Raw genomic sequence first — 17,787 nt, 5'->3', positions numbered from 1 at the left:
CATTTCATTAAATTCATATAAAAAAAAGCTTCATGAATATGCTCTGTTCCTTTGTTCTTAACCAACACTACTGTAATACCATAGTCTTGTGCAGCATTGACAGTTATTTCGGTATTATTAATTATTTCTCTTATATATTCTTTTTTAGTACAATTTTGTATTGCTTCAAAATTATTAGAAGGTAAAGCTGATGTTATATAAATTTTTGCTGCATCTTCCTTGCCTAGTAACCTTGCTAATGCATATTTTACAGCATGAGGATAATCATTAAATGATGCTATAGCTATTTTATATAATATTCTTAAAAAGGCGTGCTATTTGCTCTTCATTGTCCAACCTAAATTTTCATTATCTAGGAATTTCTCCATCAGCTCTATAGAAAATTTTTGCTCAAGCCTAACTTTTTCTTGCTCTCGTGCTTCATAGGAGCTAAAAAAGCGATGTTGTATATTACGTGCTATTAAACCTCCTAACCTCTCTCCGATATAATTATGCGAATGTCCAACTAAAGTATTGTCACAATCAAATATAAATAAAACTGTATTATCGTTCATTAATTTCTCTTATTTTAAAGTTTAAAAATTCTTAGTAATTTTTATGCTACAGTTAAATCAATTTCTTTTTCAAGAACTTATATTCCAATTTTTGGTATTTTAGTGTATAATACGAAAAACTATTGTAAACTTGTAAGAATTTTTAAAGATGACATCTATTCGTAATATAGCAATTATTGCCCACGTTGATCATGGAAAAACTACGCTTGTTGATAACATGCTTAAACAAAGCGGAACATTTAGAGCTAACCAAGCAGTTGCTGAGCGTGCTATGGACTCTAACGATCTTGAGCGTGAGCGTGGAATCACGATACTTGCCAAATGCACTGCTCTTATGTGGAACGATATCCGTATCAATATAGTTGATACGCCAGGACACGCCGATTTTGGCGGTGAAGTAGAACGCATCCTTAGCATGGTTGACGGTGTAGTGCTACTTGTCGATGCATCGGAAGGACCAATGCCGCAAACAAAATTCGTGCTTTCTAAAGCGTTAAATCTTGGCTTAAAACCTATTGTCGTTATTAATAAAATCGATAGAGATGACCAAAGAATTAAAGAAGTTATCGATGAAGTATTTGAGCTATTTGTGGCACTTGAAGCAAACAACGATCAGCTTGACTTCCCTATAGTGTATGCATCAGGTAGAGCAGGTAGAGCATCTTTAACCTTTGATGATAAAATTAATCCTTTAGACAATTTAGCAGATGATTTAGCACCGCTTTTCGACCTTATAGTACAGCATGTACCAAAACCCTTAGCCGATGACAAAGCACCGTTTTCTATGCTTGTTACTACTAGAGAATATAACTCTTTCTTCGGTAGGGTTTTAACAGGTCGTGTACAAAGCGGCACTGTTAAAATTAACCAAAACGTAAAAGTATTAAATCGTGAGAATAAAGTACTTGAAACCGGACGTATCACTAAAATATTAGCCTTTAGAGGCTTAGAGCGAATCGCTATAAATGATGCTACAGCCGGCGATATTATTGCCGTAGCAGGCGTTGAAAACGCCAACGTTGCCGATACTATCTGCTCCCCTGAGGTAACCGAGGCCGTACCGTCTCTACCTATCGATCCGCCGACTTTATCCATGACTTTTAGCGTTAATGACTCACCGCTTGCAGGAAGCGAAGGGACAAAAGTTACGTCGAGCTTAATTGGAGCGAGGTTAATGCGTGAGCTTGAAAGTAACGTTGCCTTAAAAGTTACTGAAGCTGCGGAGAAAAATGCTTTCCAAGTTGCAGGGCGTGGTGAGTTACAACTTGGGATCTTAATTGAAACTATGCGTCGTGAAGGATTTGAGCTATCTATTAGCAGACCCGAAGTATTATTCCAAACTGATGAGAAAGGTAATAAGCAAGAACCGATGGAAGAAATCCAAGTTGACGTTGATGATGATTATGTTGGAGTAGTCGTAAAATCTTTAGCACTGAGAAAAGCCGAAATGACTGATATGAGGGCGTCAGGCGGCGGTAAAAGCCGTGTTACGTTTATCGGACCGTCTAGAGGGTTAATCGGCTATCACAGCCAGTTTTTAACCGAAACACGAGGCACAGGGATTATGAATCGTATTTTCCATGGATATGCTGATTATAAAGGAAATATCGAAGGAAGACGTAACGGTGTGCTTATCTCTAACGGTGACGGGGCAGCAGTCGCATATGCTCTATGGAATCTAGAAGAAAGGGGGAAAATGTTTATAAACCCTAGTGACAAAGTATATAGAGGCATGATTATCGGCGAACATAATCGTGATAATGATTTAGAGGTAAACCCACTCAAAGCGAAACAACTGAGCAACGTTAGAGCAACAGGTAAAGACGAAGCCATAAGGCTAACTCCGCCAATGCTTTTAACGTTAGAGCAGGCAATCAGCTATATACAAGATGACGAGCGAGTTGAAGTCACACCGAAATCTATTCGTTTACGTAAAGCTCTACTTGACCCTAACGACCGTAAAAGAGCTGCAAAGTAGATATGCCTAAAAAAGTTGACATCGTCATTGCGAGGGAAAACTGTAAGTTTTGACAAAACAATCTCTGGAATCTTGCTTTATGAGATTGCCAAGCTCCTTTCAGTTGCGCGCAATGACGAAAAAACTAAGCTAATACATTAAATACTATAATAACAAACCTTTTTAACGGCTTCTATTACATCGCTCTCACTCGGCAGAGCTAGTGTTTCTAAATTAACAGCATAAGGAAGGGGAAGATCTTTGCCGCTTACAATCTCTATCGGAGCATCTAAATAATCAAATGCTTCTTTCATAACAATAGACGCTATACTTGCACCAACACCTGCAAAAAACCACCCTTCTTCCACTACAACTAAACGATTAGTTTTTTTCACTGATTCTATTATTGTCTCAGTATCAAGCGGTTTAATAGTGCGAAGATCAATCACCTCACAATCAATATTATCATTCTGCACAACATTTGCAGCATCTAAGGCAAGTTTTACTTGAATCGAGAAAGTTACTATAGTGACACTACTACCCTCTCTTAAAATTTTTGCCTGACCAAAGGGTATAGGCTCGATTGTTTTCGGCACATCAAAACTATGACCGTATAAAATTTCATTTTCTAAAAAAACAACGGGATTATCGTCCCTAATAGCTGTAAGCATAAGTCCTTTATGATCTGCTGCACTATAAGGAGCTACTACTTTTAATCCCGGAATGTGGGAATAGCAAGCTGTATAATTTTGGCTATGTTGTGCAGCTACTCTACTTGCTGCTCCGTTTGGTCCTCTAAATACTATCGGACATTTGACCTGCCCGCCTGACATGTAATGTGTTTTTGCCGCTGAATTAACTATGTGATCGAATGCTTGCATAGCAAAGTTAAAGGTCATAAACTCTACGATCGGGCGAAGTCCTGCAAAAGCTGCTCCGACTGCAAGCCCTGCAAAACCATATTCCGTTATCGGTGTATCAATTACCCTCTTAGGACCAAATCGCTCTAGTAATCCTTGAGTTACCTTGTAAGCTCCTTGATATTCTGCAACTTCCTCGCCTATGACAAAAACCTTGTCGTCTCTTATCATCTCTTCTTGCATGGCATCACGCAATGCTTCACGTACCGTTATTTGCATTTTTCTTTTTTATTTGATTAAATTAAACGTTATTGCAAGGAGGCTGCCTGCGTGAACGTCATTGCGAACAGCCATAGGCTGCGTGACAATCTCATGCAATAATAATAAATTCCTGAGATTGCTTCGTCAAAACTTACAGTTTTTCCTCGCAATGACGCCTTAACAGTACACCTGTGTATACAACTCCCCTTCATCAGGTAGCGGTGAATTTTCTGAGAATTCTACTGCTTCTTTCACAATTTCTTTTACCGACTGTTCTATTGCTTTTAAATCCGCTTCGGTTACATATTTATTGTCAAGTATCGTTTTGCTTATTATTACCAACGGATCACGCTCTTTATATTGCTCAACTTCTTCTTTACTACGATATTTTGCCGGGTCGGACATCGAATGCCCACGATAACGATAAGTTTTTACCTCTAATATCAGAGGAAAGCTATTTTCTCTAACATACTCGGCTGCTTGCTTAGAGCCGTCATACATTTCTTCAAAATCCATACCGTCTAGCTGAAATCCTTTAATCCCAAACGATGCCCCTTTCTTATATAAATCACGCATAAAGGTAGAACGTGCTACAGACGTCCCCATCGAATATTCGTTATTTTCAATAATATAAACTACCGGCAAACCCCATAAAGCAGCCATATTAAAAGCTTCATATACCTGACCTTGATTAACGGCACCGTCACCTAAAAAAGTAAAACAGATATTATGCGTATCGTTATATTTTTCAGCAAACGCAAGCCCTGTACCTATCGGTACTTGAGCCCCTACTATACCGTGTCCACCGTAAAATTTGTTGGGTACATTAAATAAATGCATCGAGCCACCCTTACCTTTCGAGCAACCTGTAGCACGCCCCATAAGCTCGGCAAGAACATACTTAGGCTCAGTTCCTGCTAAAATAATATGAGCATGGTCACGATAGCTAGTAATAGTGCTATCACCTTTTTGTTTAACCATATCTACTGCAGAAATTACTGCTTCTTGCCCTACATATAAATGACAAAAACCACCGATTTCTCCCATGCCGTATAACTGACCGCATTTTTCTTCAAAACGACGCAGTAGGAGCATATCTTTAAAGCTTTTTATATATTCTTCCTTTGTCGGCTTATATTTTCCTAACTTAATATCCACTAATTACTCCTTAAGACTATTGTTATCCCGTGGCTTGACCACGGGATGACATCTGTAAATTAAAAGTCACAAAATATGGTACATGATCCGAAGGTGAAAACCAATCACGTGCTTCTGATAGTAAATGCATAGAAAATAATGCACCTTTTAAATTATCGCTAACCCAAATATGATCAAGTCTTCTACCTCTGTTAGATTTTTTCCAATCTATATTTCTATAACTCCACCAAGTATAAAATTTTTCGTCAAGCGATACGAAATGTCTGCTACTATCAATAAAACCTAACGCATTTTGTAGCTCTACCAATAACGAGCGTTCAATATCGGTATGGCTGATAACATTTCGCAACTGCTTACTAGACCATACATCATGTTCATGCGGAGCAATGTTCAAGTCCCCAACAATAATCATTTTATCGTTTTTAGTACGGTTAGTCGTTAACCATTCCTGCATTAACCTTATATATTCAAGCTTATGCTTAAATTTTGTATTTACCTCGATATCAGGTATATCACCGCCGGCAGGAACATAAAAATTATGTATTTCTATATCATTAACCATAGCTGCTATATGCCTTTTATCACTATTATATAACTCCAATGAAAAAACATTATTCAAAGGAAATTTTGAAATAATAGCAACACCGTTATATGATTTCTGCCCTGAATATATTACATGTTCATAGCCTATATTTTTAATAACTTCAAGAGGAAATAATGAGTCAGCTACCTTTGTTTCTTGAAGTAAAATAATATCCGGCTGATGTTCATATGCTAATTTCCTTAATAAATCGATCCGTAGACGCAATGAATTAATATTCCAAGTAACTATCTGCATTAGACTTGTTGTATAACCCCTCCTTCTCAAGGTAATTTGTATGTCAATCCGATACTCGCATCCTCACGTACTAAGTGTACGCTGCGGTGCTACGTTCCGTGTTTCTTTCAAATTCCTCTTTATAAGATAGGTTATACAACAAGTCTATTTAATTTTTTATAGCTGCCCCTATGATTGCATCTCTAAAATAAATTATTCCAAGTTGATTTAAAGGATTTTTCATGTCAATTTTATCTTTTTCTTATTCAGGAATTTTTATCATAGTATTACTGAGTATAGCAAAATACAGATTATCAGGCAACACAGATCCTGCTTCACTTTGTATTCCAAGGGCTTTTCCCGTATAATGAATCATTAAACGCTTAGAATCAAGATCAGTAAGAAAAATACCGTAACCCATATAAGACTTACGCCCTTCTATATCTTGTGCTAAAAAATATTTAGTAGTCATAAGTTTATACGACTTCTTAGAAAGCATTTTCTCCTCATTTAATGCCCTATACCATCTAATAAGATCAACCGGTGTTGAGATTATACCACCGTCAGCACAAGGAACTGAAAATCAGCAGTTACAGGAGTAAATATAGGTTTATTACTATTATTAGGCGTTAAAAAATATCTTACCGGATAATTAGAACTAATAATGTTTTTTTTGGATTCTAGCGGCTTCACTATTGAAGCAAAACTAGTAGATTTCATATTAAGCGGTTTAAAAAATTCATCATAAAAAAAGTTAGCTAAATCTTTTTTAGCCACCTTTTCTATAATCATACCGAGTATAACAAAATTAGTATTACTATATTTAAATTTTTTCCCTATAGATATTGCTAAAGGCTTAGAAGAAACAAATTGTAATATTTTCTTGTAAATCTCTTTCTTAGGCATATTTAAATCAAGTTTAACAAAACTAAAATATTCAGCAATACCGCTACTATGCGTTAATAAATTATGGATAGATATTTTATATGCCCAATCCGGCACTTTTCCACCCCACATTTCCGGATCAAGATATTTATAAATTTTATCGTTAATATTTAATAATGCCTGTTCTTGTAATTTTAAGATTCTAGCTGCTGTAAAAGGCTTTGTAGCAGAAACAATAGGCATCATTTCATTTGCTTTTAATTGCTCATCATTTAAAGCAAAAATTCCTTTAGCACTGGTTAATAAAGGTTTCTAATCATCGGCAAACATAAAAACGGCATTTAAAAACCTATTACTGACATATTCTTTTTCTGCTTCATTGATTCTTTGCTGTATATCTGCAAAACAATCAATACAATTAGTAATAAAAAAAGCAACAATAAAAAATATCTACGCATCATAACTGCAACACTCCACAAATTTATCAATAGACGTCTTACATAACGCAGCTAATAAAAAGAAATTTGCAGGAGACACGGAACGCAGAACCACAGCGTACACTTGACATGAGGATTCGAGTACCGGATCGACGTACAAATTACCTTTAGAAGCAATTTATGTAAGACGTCTAGTAAAATAAAACGGTAATTTTGCTTCTAACTTAATCTCTTGACCAAAAATTTTTTCAGATAAACATATATTATTAGCATGCAAGAACATATATTTACTATACGGCATTATTTCTTTATTACCATATTTATCATCTCCAAGTATCGGACAACCTAATAATTTAGCATGCAACCTTAATTGATGCATTCTACCTGTAACCGGCGTAAATTCAATTAAAAATAAGTTATTATCAAGTGATTTAAGTACTTTATAATAAGTAATGGCAAGTTTACCATTTTCACTATCAATATCAGTAATTTTAGGTGTACTTCCTTTACTCTTTTCTATATTACTTCTAACTTCGCCTACATTTTTAATTGGCTTCCCATAGGTTACGGCAAAATATGTTTTTACAACCAATTTTTCTTTCAAAGCATCATGAAGTTTTACACTACTTAAATAATTTTTGGCTATTAAGAGCAAACCACTTGTTTTTTTATCTAATCTATGTACTAGCTTAAAATCAGTACCTTTATAATTCAAATATTTTAATGCAGAGTCAATAGATAAATTTATTTTAGTGCCGCCTTGAGTAGCAAGACCTGCAGGTTTATTTATAGCTATTAAATTATCATCTGCATATATCAAATAATCGGTAGTAATTTTCTTCGCTAGCTTAATTTCAGCGTCGGTAAAAACTAATTTTTCAGGTTGCTTAACAGGTAAATTAAACTTATCGTTAATAAAAATTTTATCGCCGCCCTTTACTCTTAAACTCGCTTCTGCTTTCTGAGAATTAACGGTAATTTGTTTTTGACGTAATGCTTTCTCTATTACTCCTTGAGTCAATAAGGGATATAGACGTTTTAAATATTTATCTAATCTAGAAGAAATAGGAGTATTGACATCGATGATCATATTTTTAATAAATTAGGAACTTTTTATTAAAAAATAGCACCAAATTATTATAGATAACAGGATTATAGCAAAAAGCTGATGTATAGAGGCAATTATTATAGGTACAGAGTATAAAAGAGTAATGATGCCGGTAGATACCTGCATAAATAATGCAATCATTAGAAAATACGCTATCTTATTTAATTTCGGATGCTCTATTTTTAACAAGCAAATTATCAAAACTACAACAACCAAAAATACGCTATAGCCGACTAAACGATGTATGAATTGTATAAAAACCGGATCATACCAATTTTTAAGATCAAAGAAATTATCTTTTATCTCCATCGGGATAAAGCTATCATCCATTAGCGGAAAACTATTATATATCAGCCCTGCATCAAGCCCTGCAACTAAAGCACCTAAAAACATTTGCACATATACTACAGTAATAGCAATACCGGAAAATATTAATGGTAATTTAAAATCTGTTTGTGACGGGATTAACAAAATATCACAACGATTTTTTATTAGTTGATAAAAAAGTATGTGATAAATAATTACGGCAATAATTAAATGAAAAGCAAGTCGAAAATGACTAACATACGGGCTATTCAACAAGCCGCTTTTAACCATATACCACCCTATAAAGCCTTGTACGCAAAATAACAACAAAGCAATTATATAAGGTAGCATGTCACGATTTTTTATAACATCTTTAAAATAAAAATATATAAAAGGTACAATATATATTAAAGCTGTAATTCTACCGAGTAATCGATGTATAAACTCTAACAGATAAATAAACTTAAACTGTGATAAAGTAATTCCGTAATTAACGGAGTTATATTCAGGAAAAGCTTTATATTTAGCAAATTCCGATTGCCAGCTTTCAAAACTCAAAGGCGGCAAAATACCGGTGACCGGACGCCACTCAACTATAGATAAACCAGAACCGGTAAGCCTTGTTATCCCCCCTATAACAATCGTCGCTATGACCATTATACAATTTATACACAACCATTTTGTAATTAAACTTTTCTGCACTTTTATTTTAAGTTTATGTTTTTTATCGCGTCATTACAGCACTGCTATGTCATCCCCGCGTAGGCCTTGTGGCGTGGATAGGTTTATCATTTATCAGCCCCGCGACTTGATCGCGGGATCCAGCTAAAAATACTAATATTATTAGTATTTTTTATTATTTTTATGGACCCCGTGGTCAAGCCCACGGGGTGACATTAAGGATTACTGGATTCCTGCTTTCGCAGGAATGACATTATTATAGCCCTCAAATCAAGACTCTGCATTCTTTTCCGTATCTTCGACGGTATTAGAAGGACATTTCTTATTTGATGTTTTATTACGATATCTACGTTTTGTCTTTTTGGGAGCAGCTTGTGCTTCTTCTAAGCCGGCATTACTTTCTACAACTTTCACCTCTTCCACAACGCGTACGGTTTGCTCCACCGATTCTTCTGCCTCTAAACTCTTATCTTTTACTTCATTAGCAACATTATTACTATTATTAGCTGTTTTCCATTTATGTTTATTTTTGCGTAACTGTTCTTTTTTCAGCTCTTCTTCAGTATAATCGGCATTATGATTCTGAATTACCGGCTTAACAGAATTAAAATTATTGTTATTTTTCTTGAACAACTTCACTTTTTCAATCGAATAACTATCTGATGTAGCATTAGGATCGGAATAAAAATTAAGCTTTATATTATATTTTTCTTCAATAAATTTTATCTCAGCACGTTTATTATTAAGTAGATAAATAACTGAAACGATATTGGTAAAAACATTTATTACATCAATTCTTTCTTCAAAAATTTCATTCTCTATAGTACGTAAAATTAACATAGCATTAGCGTCACTTGCTCTAATGACTCCTTTACCGTTACAATGAGAACAAATTGCCGAATTAGTTTCTAAGAAAGAAGAACGTAATCTCTGCCTTGAGAATTCAAGTAGTCCAAACTGACTAATATTACCGGTTTGTATACGAGCACGATCACGACTTAAAAACTCTTTAAAGGATCGTTCAATAATTTTACGATTCTTAGCTTCGCTCATGTCTATAAAATCAACAACTATCAAACCTGATAGATCTCTAAGCTTTACTTGCTTTGCTACTTCTTTGGCTGCTTCTAAATTAGTTTTTAGTGCCGTTTCTTCAATATTTTGTTCAGAAGTTGATTTACCGGAATTTACATCAATTGCAATAAGAGCTTCCGTAGGATTAATAACGATATATCCTCCTGAAGGTAACGTCACTACAGGCTGATATAATTTAACTAATTGCTCTTCTACTTGAAACTTAGTAAATATAGGAGTTTTACTTTTATGCTCTTTCAGCTTTACAAGCTCTGAAGGTAATAAATCCTGCATAAATTTTGAAGCGTCTTCATAACCCTCTTGTCCTTGAATTACCACCTCTTTAACATTGTGATCGCACATATCACGTATGGTTTTACGTATTATACCATCTTCCTCATGAATAAAACACGGAGCCGGAAATTTAATAGTACTTTTACGAATTTTATTCCATAACCTTACTAAATAATTATAGTCTTTCTTTAAATCTAAGGTGCTACTTCCTCTACCTGCGGTTCTAACAATGACGCTATAAGCATTTTTGTCACCGCTTACTATTTTATTTAAAATATCTTTCAGTCTTTTTCTTTCTTCCCCGTTTGATATTTTACGCGATATACCGTTTTGCGAACCTTTATTAGGCATTAAAACACAATATTTACCAGCCAAGGATATATAAGTAGTAAAAGCGGCGCACTTACTTCCTCGTTCTTCCTTAGTAACCTGCACTAATAATATTTGGTTTTTTCTTATTACTTCTTGAACTTTATATTGTTTATATTGCGGAATATTTGACTCAGGGGTACCGCTTTGAATCATTTCAATATCATCAGCCGCTTCTAAATTAAGTTCTGACTGGAATTTACTCTCTACTAAATCTTCTATGGTTTTTAGATCAATTTCTTCACTATCAACCAAAGCATCATATATAGCAGCTGGTTTCTCTTTATCATCCTCAACCGTAATATTTGAAAGAGCTATTTCAGGAAAAGCATTAACCAGAAAATTTCTCTCCGAGGTAGGCAAATTGTAATAGTTAGGATGGATTTCACTAAACGGTAAAAAACCGCTTTTATCCATTCCGTACTCTATAAAAACAGCTTGTAGCGACGGTTCTATTCTTGTAACTTTTGCTAAATAAATGTTACCTTTATTTTGTTGTCTTACGGTTGTTTGAAATTCAATATCTTCTATATTGTTGCTTTGTCCTAATAAAACTACTCTTGTTTCGCTTGGAAAATTAGCATCAATTATAATCTTTTTATTCATTTATCTTGCTCACTAACTTGAAGAACAAATAATTAATATAATGCTTGTATCTTAAGAAAAATCATTGTTTATCTTGTATTAATTTATTTAAATAGATAATTTATCTATGAGTAAAGAGCAAAAATGAAATTCTAGATAAACTTCAAATAACACCTCTTTAAAATACTAAAAAATATATTATTATTTTTCTTACATTAAAATATTTTCATATTATTTAATTCATTAATTTTTTTTAAAATTCAACAATAATTATATACAAATTACAAATAAGACTACCATACTTGATTAAAAGCTGATAATATAATAACTATCCATATATACTTAAATAATGGAATTATGAATCTCTTTAATTTTTAAGATAATAATCTTAATCATTATAATTATGAGTTATATACCATGTATTTATGTTTAGCAAACACTTAATTTATGACTTTAAAAAACGATTACAAAACTATTTTTTTCTCACTTTTGGGAATATTTATTTTTTCCTGTATCAATGCTATAAATTTTTATAATTTTAAAATCTTTTTACTGCTAAATAAAAATCTAGGCGGAGAACAAATAAATCATATCAATCAAACTAAATTTATAGGTTCGATAATCGCAGGCTTTGCCTTAACACAGTTAATTAATAAGTTCAGTAATCAAAAAATTATTTTAATTAGCTTATCTTTATTAATTATTTGTACAATAAACCTAATTTTATTAAATAATTATACTCTAATTAAAATTAATTTTATTGTAATTAATTTTGGAACATTTTCATATTTCACTTCTATAACATTAGACATTATTGAGAGTAGCAAAGAAAAGCAATATTTTTTTTTAGCTTGTATAATGTTGTTATGGGCGGGTGGAAACTTAATGGTAGATTTATTAAATCCATTTATAACACCGACAAATAATACTATAGTAATTTGTGCATTGTTATATTGTATCAATATACTAACCGAATTTCTGCATTATAATCCTACATCTCATAAATTAAATTTAAATTCCAAATTTTCATCCTTAATAAAAAATGTCGAATTACAATTATTGACAGGCTTCGTAGTTGCTTATGTCACCTTGGATATATTATGGTATTATGAAGCTTTTGCATTAAAGAAAGAATTAGTATTAATTAATTTAAGACTTATACTAAAATATATTTTTCTAGCAATATGTTTTTCTATAATTCCTATATGCTATATATTAAGCAAAGTAAATAAATATTTGGCTAATTTATTACTCACTATAATTCTGCTCGTCTGCTTTATTTTACTACCGCTTCATGGAACTAATAAAAACCTTAATATATTATATATAATACTAATCGGTAGTTGTTTAGGATCCATTTATATTTGCAATATTTTAATACTAATTGATAAATTTAGGGATTACGAACTTAGAACAGCTTTATTTGCGTATTTTTCAATGTGCAGCATCGGTACATATGCCGGAGCTTTATCATCTCATGTACCTTACGGCACTATTAACGGCAGTGATTTCTTATTTTCTGTTTTTGCCGTAGTCGGTAGTTTTGTAGCTTATCATTTTTGGTATTTTATTAAGTATACATTATATAGATTTTAATAAGACTTTTTGCATAACTTGCTAATAAAGGTAATTTGTACGTCGATCCGGTACTCGCATCCTCACGTTACTTGCGGTGTACGCTGCGGTTCTGCGTTCCGTGTCTCCTTCAAATTGCTCTTTATTAGCAAGTTATGCAAAAAGTCTTATACTAAACATAGACGAAGATCAACTTCAAAAAGAGCAAGGAATCCACAAGGTGAGGAGCGGCGCTTATACTTAATACGTGAATATCGCAACTCTTGTAGGATGACACAGCCAATTGTGAAGTTCATCGAGTATATGTGTAATATTCTGTAACATAATATAACTTGTATAATTTGGCATTAAATATTAATATTTAAATATATTTTTACAATGCCTAAAATGCAGCAAAGTACATTATTAAAACCGGTTAGTTGTTACGGAATCGGGGTCCACTCAGGAAAACGTACCCAGTTAACTATAGAACCCGCTAAAGAAAATACCGGAATTATATTCATTAGAACCGATATATCTTCTGAAAAGAATTATATTGAAGCTAGCTATTGCAATGTTTCCGATACCTTGTTATCTACCACTATCAGTAATGATCATAAAGTTCAAATTTCAACAATTGAACATTTAATGGCAGCACTTTGGGGATGCAGCATTGATAATGCAATTATTAAAATTGACGGTCCTGAAGTACCAATTATGGACGGCAGTAGTAAACCTTTTGTGTTTATGATTGAGTGTGCAGGAAAAACATTACAAAATGCTCCTAAAAAATATCTAAAAATTTTAAAAGATATAAAAGTAGTTCATAAAGATTGTGAATTATATTGTACTCCTTCCGATCACATGACTGTAGATTTAACCATTGATTTTAGTAGTAAAGCTATAGGCAGACAAAATCTAAGTTTTAGGGATCAAGAATCTTTTACTAAAAATATTGCGGATGCTAGAACTTTTGGCTTTATAAGAGATGTTGATTATTTGAAAAGCAAAGGGCTTGCCCAAGGTGCCTCATTTGAGAATGCTATAGGAATAGATGAGCAGGATAAAATCTTAAACCCCAACGGCTTACGTTATGAAGACGAATTTGTTCGCCATAAACTATTAGATTTATTCGGTGATTTATATACCAACGGCACTAGCATTGTAAGTGCAATTAAAGGCTACAAAACCAGCCATGCTCTTAATAATGAACTATTGCATAGAATATTTAGCGATACTACCTCTTACAAATTTGTAACTAGCAGTGAGTTATAATAATCATTTCATATTGTTAAATTTCGCTTTCTTTTTTGCATCCTTTGTAAATTTTCACTTTTTGTCCTTTTTATTGCAGCATTATTAACTTTATCTTGATCCATAGCTTTAGTTAAAGGAGTATATCCTTCGGCTTTACTAGGATTTTCATAAAATGGATTCATTACATTTTTAATATCTTTAACATAGCTCTCTTTGCTATTATCCATTGTTATTTTATTTTCTCTAAAAAATTCTTCTAAACCGTTTCTTTTTATTTCAGAATTAAAACTGCCTATTATTTCTCGAAATTTTTGTATTTTTTGGTCTTTATTCATACTCCAATAATTCTTATCCATTATTAATTTTTTTAAAGCTAACGTTTGCAATACTTGATTCTTAGTATAATTCTCTAATTGTTCTAAATTTTTATATATAGGAGTATCTTGTTTTTTATATTCTTCATTTATATTTAATTTAAATATTGCTTTTATTTCTATTTTTTCCTTTTCAGTAAGACCGTCGATAATTAATGATGCGGTCGTAACTACACCGTAACCCGTAGCTTTTAATATATCAAGCACATTACCGCTCGCACCTTTAATAATAGAAGCGGCCAAATTTGCGGCTCCACCTAAATTATTGCCAAATATTCGTCCTGTACTGTTCAATTTATTTACATTTAACTCATACTTATCTTGAGTAGCATCCTTACCTGCCGTTTGCGGCGTATATAATTCATTTTTCAAAATATCTTTTAAGCTCGGTTCTAATGATAATATATAATCTTGCTGATTTTTAGCATTTCTGTTATGTACTAATAAATTATTCTCTTTATGAAGTTTACACAAATCATGCACTTTCAAAGTCTCAGTTACAGCTTGAATTCCTACGCTAACTCCTGAAACAACAGCTACAGCTATAATTATCGGTGATATAGGAGTAAAAAGTCCAGAAACTGTAATTGCTATAGAAGCTATGGAAACTGCATAACTTAAACTATTGCTAAATAATATTTTACCGATTTTACTTTGTCTAAAACTAGTCCAATAAGATTTTAACTTATTAAATATTTTTCTAACCCTTGATTTGTTTGACATTTATTTTTCTCTCCAAAGAACAAATATTTTTATAAACTTTTCTTTTATTTATTTAATTAACTTCTCTTACAACTTAAATTATAGTATAAATTCTAATAAAAAAACAAAATAAATGTCTGGAAAAGAATTAAATAAAATTGTTGCAGCCATCTTATTTGCTAGTTTAATTGCTATGATGGTTGGATTTGTTGCAAATATATTATACAAGCCCACTCTAGAGTTACAACATCGCGGCTACAGCGTTGCGGTTCAAGAATCATCAGAAAATCAAAATACTACCGCACTAGAGCAAGCACTGGTAAATATACCGGAATTAATGAAGACTGCCAACGCCGATAACGGTCGTGAAATAGCCAAGAAATGTTTAATGTGTCATTCTCTTGATAAAGACGGTCCAAATAAACTAGGACCGCATCTTTGGGATGTAGCAGGCAGACCAAAAGCGAGCATAGCAGACTATAAATATTCCCCTGCTCTATCAAAACTTGGCGGCGTATGGGATGATGATAGTTTATTTGCTTTCTTACATAAACCAAGTAGCTATGCACCAGGAACTAAAATGTCCTTTGCCGGTATCTCAAAACCACAAGACATAGCTGACGTAATATTATTTTTAAAAACTTATGTTCATGATAAATAATTATCTCACCGAAATATGGTTAATAATAGGTATAATTTGCATAGTTGTTGAATTCTTTACAGTTCCAAGTATTGGATTCTTATTCTTTGGGCTTGGAGCGTTATCAAACACTCTTGTGATATATAACTACCCTCTAGTTAGCTTAACAAATCAAATAACATTTTTTGGTATATTAGCACTTATTTGGTTTTGCATATTATATTATCCTCTTAAAAAATATGTTTATAATAAAACTGATAAAACAAAAAATTACTCGGATATGATAGGCAAAACGGTAGAGGTTTATAGTGCTACAGTTTCTTCTGATACTATAGGACAAGTAAGATGGTCCGGTGCTATTATGAATGCTTACCTTGTGCCAAATGAAATCGATGCCAAAACAGGCAACCGACTTTTTATTATCGAAGTTAAAGGGAATGTACTAATTTGTTCTAGAGAAAAACCTAATAATAATTCTTAGCAAAATATTTCTAAATTATATTGCCCGCGTAAATACAAGTCCTCATTGCCAGTCGGTATTGTTGCGTGGATCATTTTATGTCATTCTCACGGAAGCGGGAATGACACTAAATGCATTTTCCAGTCCAACACGGGCAGCCTCTCTAAATATTCTCTTTAAACCAATCAAAAGCTTTTTTAAAGAAGCTACTATTTGTATCAAGTCTAATATGAGCAAATTCTTTTTGCTGTTTTAGAGCATGAATTTTTAGCATTCCTATAGTTGCTGAATACATAGCCGGATTATAGTCTTCTATAAAACCGGCAATAATCTCCGGTTTACCGATTCTACTCTGTTTTTCAAAAATTTTATTTGAAAGCTCTTTAAGTCCTCTAAGCTGGGACCCGCCGCCGGTAATTACAACTCTTAAAACTTCAACCTGCCCTTTTGTTGCTTTATCATATTCGGCTTTTACCATTGATAATATTTCTTCGGCTCTTGCTCTTATTACCTCAGCCAATTTATAAATTGTTACGGAAGTATTTAAAGTATGATGAGTATCAACCTGAAAATCCTCCATATTTATAATACTATCTTTCTCAAATAAAGGTATCATTGCATTACCGTATAAAATTTTTAATTTCTCTGCCGTAACAAGATCAATACCAAAGACTTTAGCAATATCCGAGCTAATATGAAAACTACCTATATTTACATGCCCCGTATATATTAATTTACCGGCAAAAAAAATGCCGAAAGAGGTAGTTTTATCCCCCATATCGATTATAAGCGAACCTAGATTTTTTTCATCATTCGTAAGACAGCTAATAGCAGAAGCATAAATTGCTAGAGTAATATTTGTGACTTCAACATGACATTTAGCGAAGCATTGTACAATATTTGATAACATATTTGAACTAGCAGCAATAATATGTAATTCACAACTAAGTTCTCTACCGTACATACCTATAGGATTCTCGACTGAATTATTATCAAGGGTAAATTCAAGAGGAAAATAATGAATAATTTCTTGGTTTTTAACTTTAAATTCAAGTAATGCTTTTTGTAGTAACTTTTTAATATCCTGCTGCGTTACGGTTTGCCCGTTAACTTTAATGGTATAATTAATATAATAAGATTTAGTGTCGGCACCTGATAACGATAATATAACTTTTTTTATATTTTTACCGCAATCTTTTTCAAGTGCGTAAATTGCTGAAACAATGCTAGTTTCAGCATTTTTTAAATCTGATATAACTCCTGATTTAATACCTTTAGAATGATGCAAATTTTGGCTAGCTACTTTAATTTCACCTTTTTTACTAATATAGGCAGCAATTACGGCAATCTTACTACTACCTAAATCAAGTGTAACAAAATTTGATATTTTCTCTTTCATTTTTTTATGCTTGTTATTCCAAAAACGTCATTACGCAAAGAATTACAAAGTAATG

General features: G+C 32.8%; 14 protein-coding genes and 4 pseudogenes. 6 read left to right on the top strand and 12 right to left on the bottom strand.

Features of this window, described 5'->3' with window-relative positions; genetic code table 11:
* Positions 1 to 314: 314 nt before the first annotated feature.
* Positions 315 to 554 (bottom strand): hypothetical protein, encoded by a 240-nt coding sequence (locus ACHBLB_RS04320; protein ID WP_475840819.1) that lies wholly within the window; start codon positions 552 to 554, stop codon positions 315 to 317.
* A gap of 148 nt (positions 555 to 702) precedes the next feature.
* Between ACHBLB_RS04320 and typA the strand changes: the two genes are divergently transcribed.
* On the top strand, positions 703 to 2,532 hold the full coding sequence (gene typA / locus ACHBLB_RS04315; protein ID WP_475840817.1) for a translational GTPase TypA: 1,830 nt from the start codon (positions 703 to 705) through the stop codon (positions 2,530 to 2,532).
* A gap of 137 nt (positions 2,533 to 2,669) precedes the next feature.
* On the opposite strand, the gene ACHBLB_RS04310 is transcribed toward typA, so the two are convergent.
* The 5 genes and pseudogenes from ACHBLB_RS04310 to ACHBLB_RS04290 form a co-directional block, all read right to left on the bottom strand.
* Complete coding sequence (locus tag ACHBLB_RS04310) at positions 2,670 to 3,650, bottom strand: pyruvate dehydrogenase complex E1 component subunit beta (RefSeq protein ID WP_014362858.1); 981 nt, start codon at positions 3,648 to 3,650, stop codon at positions 2,670 to 2,672.
* A gap of 159 nt (positions 3,651 to 3,809) precedes the next feature.
* Entirely contained in the window at positions 3,810 to 4,790 is a 981-nt protein-coding gene (gene pdhA, locus ACHBLB_RS04305) for a pyruvate dehydrogenase (acetyl-transferring) E1 component subunit alpha (protein WP_475840816.1), read from the bottom strand.
* Between the two features lie 22 nt (positions 4,791 to 4,812).
* Positions 4,813 to 5,628: an exodeoxyribonuclease III gene (gene xth / locus ACHBLB_RS04300; protein WP_012150559.1), complete on the bottom strand. Its 816-nt coding sequence runs from the start codon at positions 5,626 to 5,628 to the stop codon at positions 4,813 to 4,815.
* Between the two features lie 29 nt (positions 5,629 to 5,657).
* Positions 5,658 to 5,776 (bottom strand): annotated as a pseudogene (locus tag ACHBLB_RS04295) (palindromic element RPE1 domain-containing protein); the annotation flags it as partial.
* A pseudogene (locus ACHBLB_RS04290) lies at positions 5,777 to 6,953 on the bottom strand (serine hydrolase domain-containing protein).
* Between the two features lie 2 nt (positions 6,954 to 6,955).
* On the opposite strand from ACHBLB_RS04290, the pseudogene ACHBLB_RS04285 reads away from it, so the two are divergent.
* Positions 6,956 to 7,126: pseudogene (locus tag ACHBLB_RS04285) on the top strand (palindromic element RPE1 domain-containing protein); the annotation flags it as partial.
* On the opposite strand, the gene ACHBLB_RS04280 reads toward ACHBLB_RS04285, so the two are convergent.
* From ACHBLB_RS04280 to ACHBLB_RS04270, 3 genes are all read right to left on the bottom strand, one after another.
* Positions 7,108 to 8,019 (bottom strand): RluA family pseudouridine synthase, encoded by a 912-nt coding sequence (locus ACHBLB_RS04280; protein WP_475840814.1) that lies wholly within the window; start codon positions 8,017 to 8,019, stop codon positions 7,108 to 7,110. The pseudogene ACHBLB_RS04285 and the gene ACHBLB_RS04280 overlap by 19 nt on opposite strands.
* A 12-nt stretch (positions 8,020 to 8,031) precedes the next feature.
* A complete protein-coding gene (locus ACHBLB_RS04275; RefSeq protein ID WP_475840812.1) occupies positions 8,032 to 9,045 on the bottom strand; it encodes a COX15/CtaA family protein in 1,014 nt (337 codons plus the stop codon).
* Between the two features lie 249 nt (positions 9,046 to 9,294).
* Positions 9,295 to 11,367, bottom strand: a complete 2,073-nt coding sequence (locus ACHBLB_RS04270) for an Rne/Rng family ribonuclease (RefSeq protein WP_475840810.1) — start codon at positions 11,365 to 11,367, stop codon at positions 9,295 to 9,297.
* Positions 11,368 to 11,793: 426 nt separating this feature from the next.
* Here ACHBLB_RS04270 and ACHBLB_RS04265 point away from each other — a divergent pair, with 426 nt between their 5' ends.
* Positions 11,794 to 12,942, top strand: coding sequence for an MFS transporter (locus ACHBLB_RS04265; protein ID WP_475840808.1), 1,149 nt, complete (start codon positions 11,794 to 11,796; stop codon positions 12,940 to 12,942).
* Here the strand turns inward: ACHBLB_RS04265 and ACHBLB_RS04260 are convergent.
* Positions 12,935 to 13,071 (bottom strand): annotated as a pseudogene (locus tag ACHBLB_RS04260) (palindromic element RPE1 domain-containing protein); the annotation flags it as partial. The gene ACHBLB_RS04265 and the pseudogene ACHBLB_RS04260 overlap by 8 nt on opposite strands.
* 237 nt (positions 13,072 to 13,308) lie before the next feature.
* Between ACHBLB_RS04260 and lpxC the strand changes: the two are divergent.
* Complete coding sequence (gene lpxC, locus ACHBLB_RS04255; protein ID WP_475842741.1) at positions 13,309 to 14,175, top strand: UDP-3-O-acyl-N-acetylglucosamine deacetylase; 867 nt, start codon at positions 13,309 to 13,311, stop codon at positions 14,173 to 14,175.
* Between the two features lie 8 nt (positions 14,176 to 14,183).
* Here the strand turns inward: lpxC and ACHBLB_RS04250 are convergent, their stop codons facing one another.
* On the bottom strand, positions 14,184 to 15,254 hold the full coding sequence (locus ACHBLB_RS04250) for a hypothetical protein (protein ID WP_475840806.1): 1,071 nt from the start codon (positions 15,252 to 15,254) through the stop codon (positions 14,184 to 14,186).
* Between the two features lie 112 nt (positions 15,255 to 15,366).
* Here ACHBLB_RS04250 and ACHBLB_RS04245 point away from each other — a divergent pair, with 112 nt between their 5' ends.
* The gene (locus ACHBLB_RS04245) at positions 15,367 to 15,894 is read left to right on the top strand and encodes a c-type cytochrome (RefSeq protein ID WP_475840804.1); all 528 of its coding nucleotides are present in this window, start codon (positions 15,367 to 15,369) and stop codon (positions 15,892 to 15,894) included.
* Positions 15,878 to 16,354, top strand: a complete 477-nt coding sequence (locus tag ACHBLB_RS04240; RefSeq protein WP_475840802.1) for an NfeD family protein — start codon at positions 15,878 to 15,880, stop codon at positions 16,352 to 16,354. Before ACHBLB_RS04245 ends, ACHBLB_RS04240 begins: the two co-directional genes overlap by 17 nt.
* Before the next feature lie 142 nt (positions 16,355 to 16,496).
* Here ACHBLB_RS04240 and ftsA read toward each other — a convergent pair whose 3' ends face one another.
* A complete protein-coding gene (gene ftsA, locus ACHBLB_RS04235) occupies positions 16,497 to 17,732 on the bottom strand; it encodes a cell division protein FtsA (protein WP_475840800.1) in 1,236 nt (411 codons plus the stop codon).
* Positions 17,733 to 17,787 lie beyond the last annotated feature (55 nt).

It is taken from the genome of Rickettsia lanei (genome assembly GCF_056242675.1).
The sequence above is the reverse complement of the archived record's forward strand: the minus strand, read 5'-3'. Positions and strand labels throughout refer to the sequence as shown.

Coding starts and splice junctions, on each gene's coding strand:
- ACHBLB_RS04320 (WP_475840819.1), bottom strand. CDS start 554: ATGAACGATAATACAGTTTTATTTATATTTGATTGTGACAATACTTTA.
- typA (WP_475840817.1), top strand. CDS start 703: ATGACATCTATTCGTAATATAGCAATTATTGCCCACGTTGATCATGGA.
- ACHBLB_RS04310 (WP_014362858.1), bottom strand. CDS start 3,650: ATGCAAATAACGGTACGTGAAGCATTGCGTGATGCCATGCAAGAAGAG.
- xth (WP_012150559.1), bottom strand. CDS start 5,628: ATGCAGATAGTTACTTGGAATATTAATTCATTGCGTCTACGGATCGAT.
- ACHBLB_RS04280 (WP_475840814.1), bottom strand. CDS start 8,019: ATGATCATCGATGTCAATACTCCTATTTCTTCTAGATTAGATAAATAT.
- ACHBLB_RS04270 (WP_475840810.1), bottom strand. CDS start 11,367: ATGAATAAAAAGATTATAATTGATGCTAATTTTCCAAGCGAAACAAGA.
- ACHBLB_RS04265 (WP_475840808.1), top strand. CDS start 11,794: ATGACTTTAAAAAACGATTACAAAACTATTTTTTTCTCACTTTTGGGA.
- lpxC (WP_475842741.1), top strand. CDS start 13,309: ATGCAGCAAAGTACATTATTAAAACCGGTTAGTTGTTACGGAATCGGG.
- ACHBLB_RS04250 (WP_475840806.1), bottom strand. CDS start 15,254: ATGTCAAACAAATCAAGGGTTAGAAAAATATTTAATAAGTTAAAATCT.
- ACHBLB_RS04245 (WP_475840804.1), top strand. CDS start 15,367: ATGTCTGGAAAAGAATTAAATAAAATTGTTGCAGCCATCTTATTTGCT.
- ACHBLB_RS04240 (WP_475840802.1), top strand. CDS start 15,878: ATGTTCATGATAAATAATTATCTCACCGAAATATGGTTAATAATAGGT.
- ftsA (WP_475840800.1), bottom strand. CDS start 17,732: ATGAAAGAGAAAATATCAAATTTTGTTACACTTGATTTAGGTAGTAGT.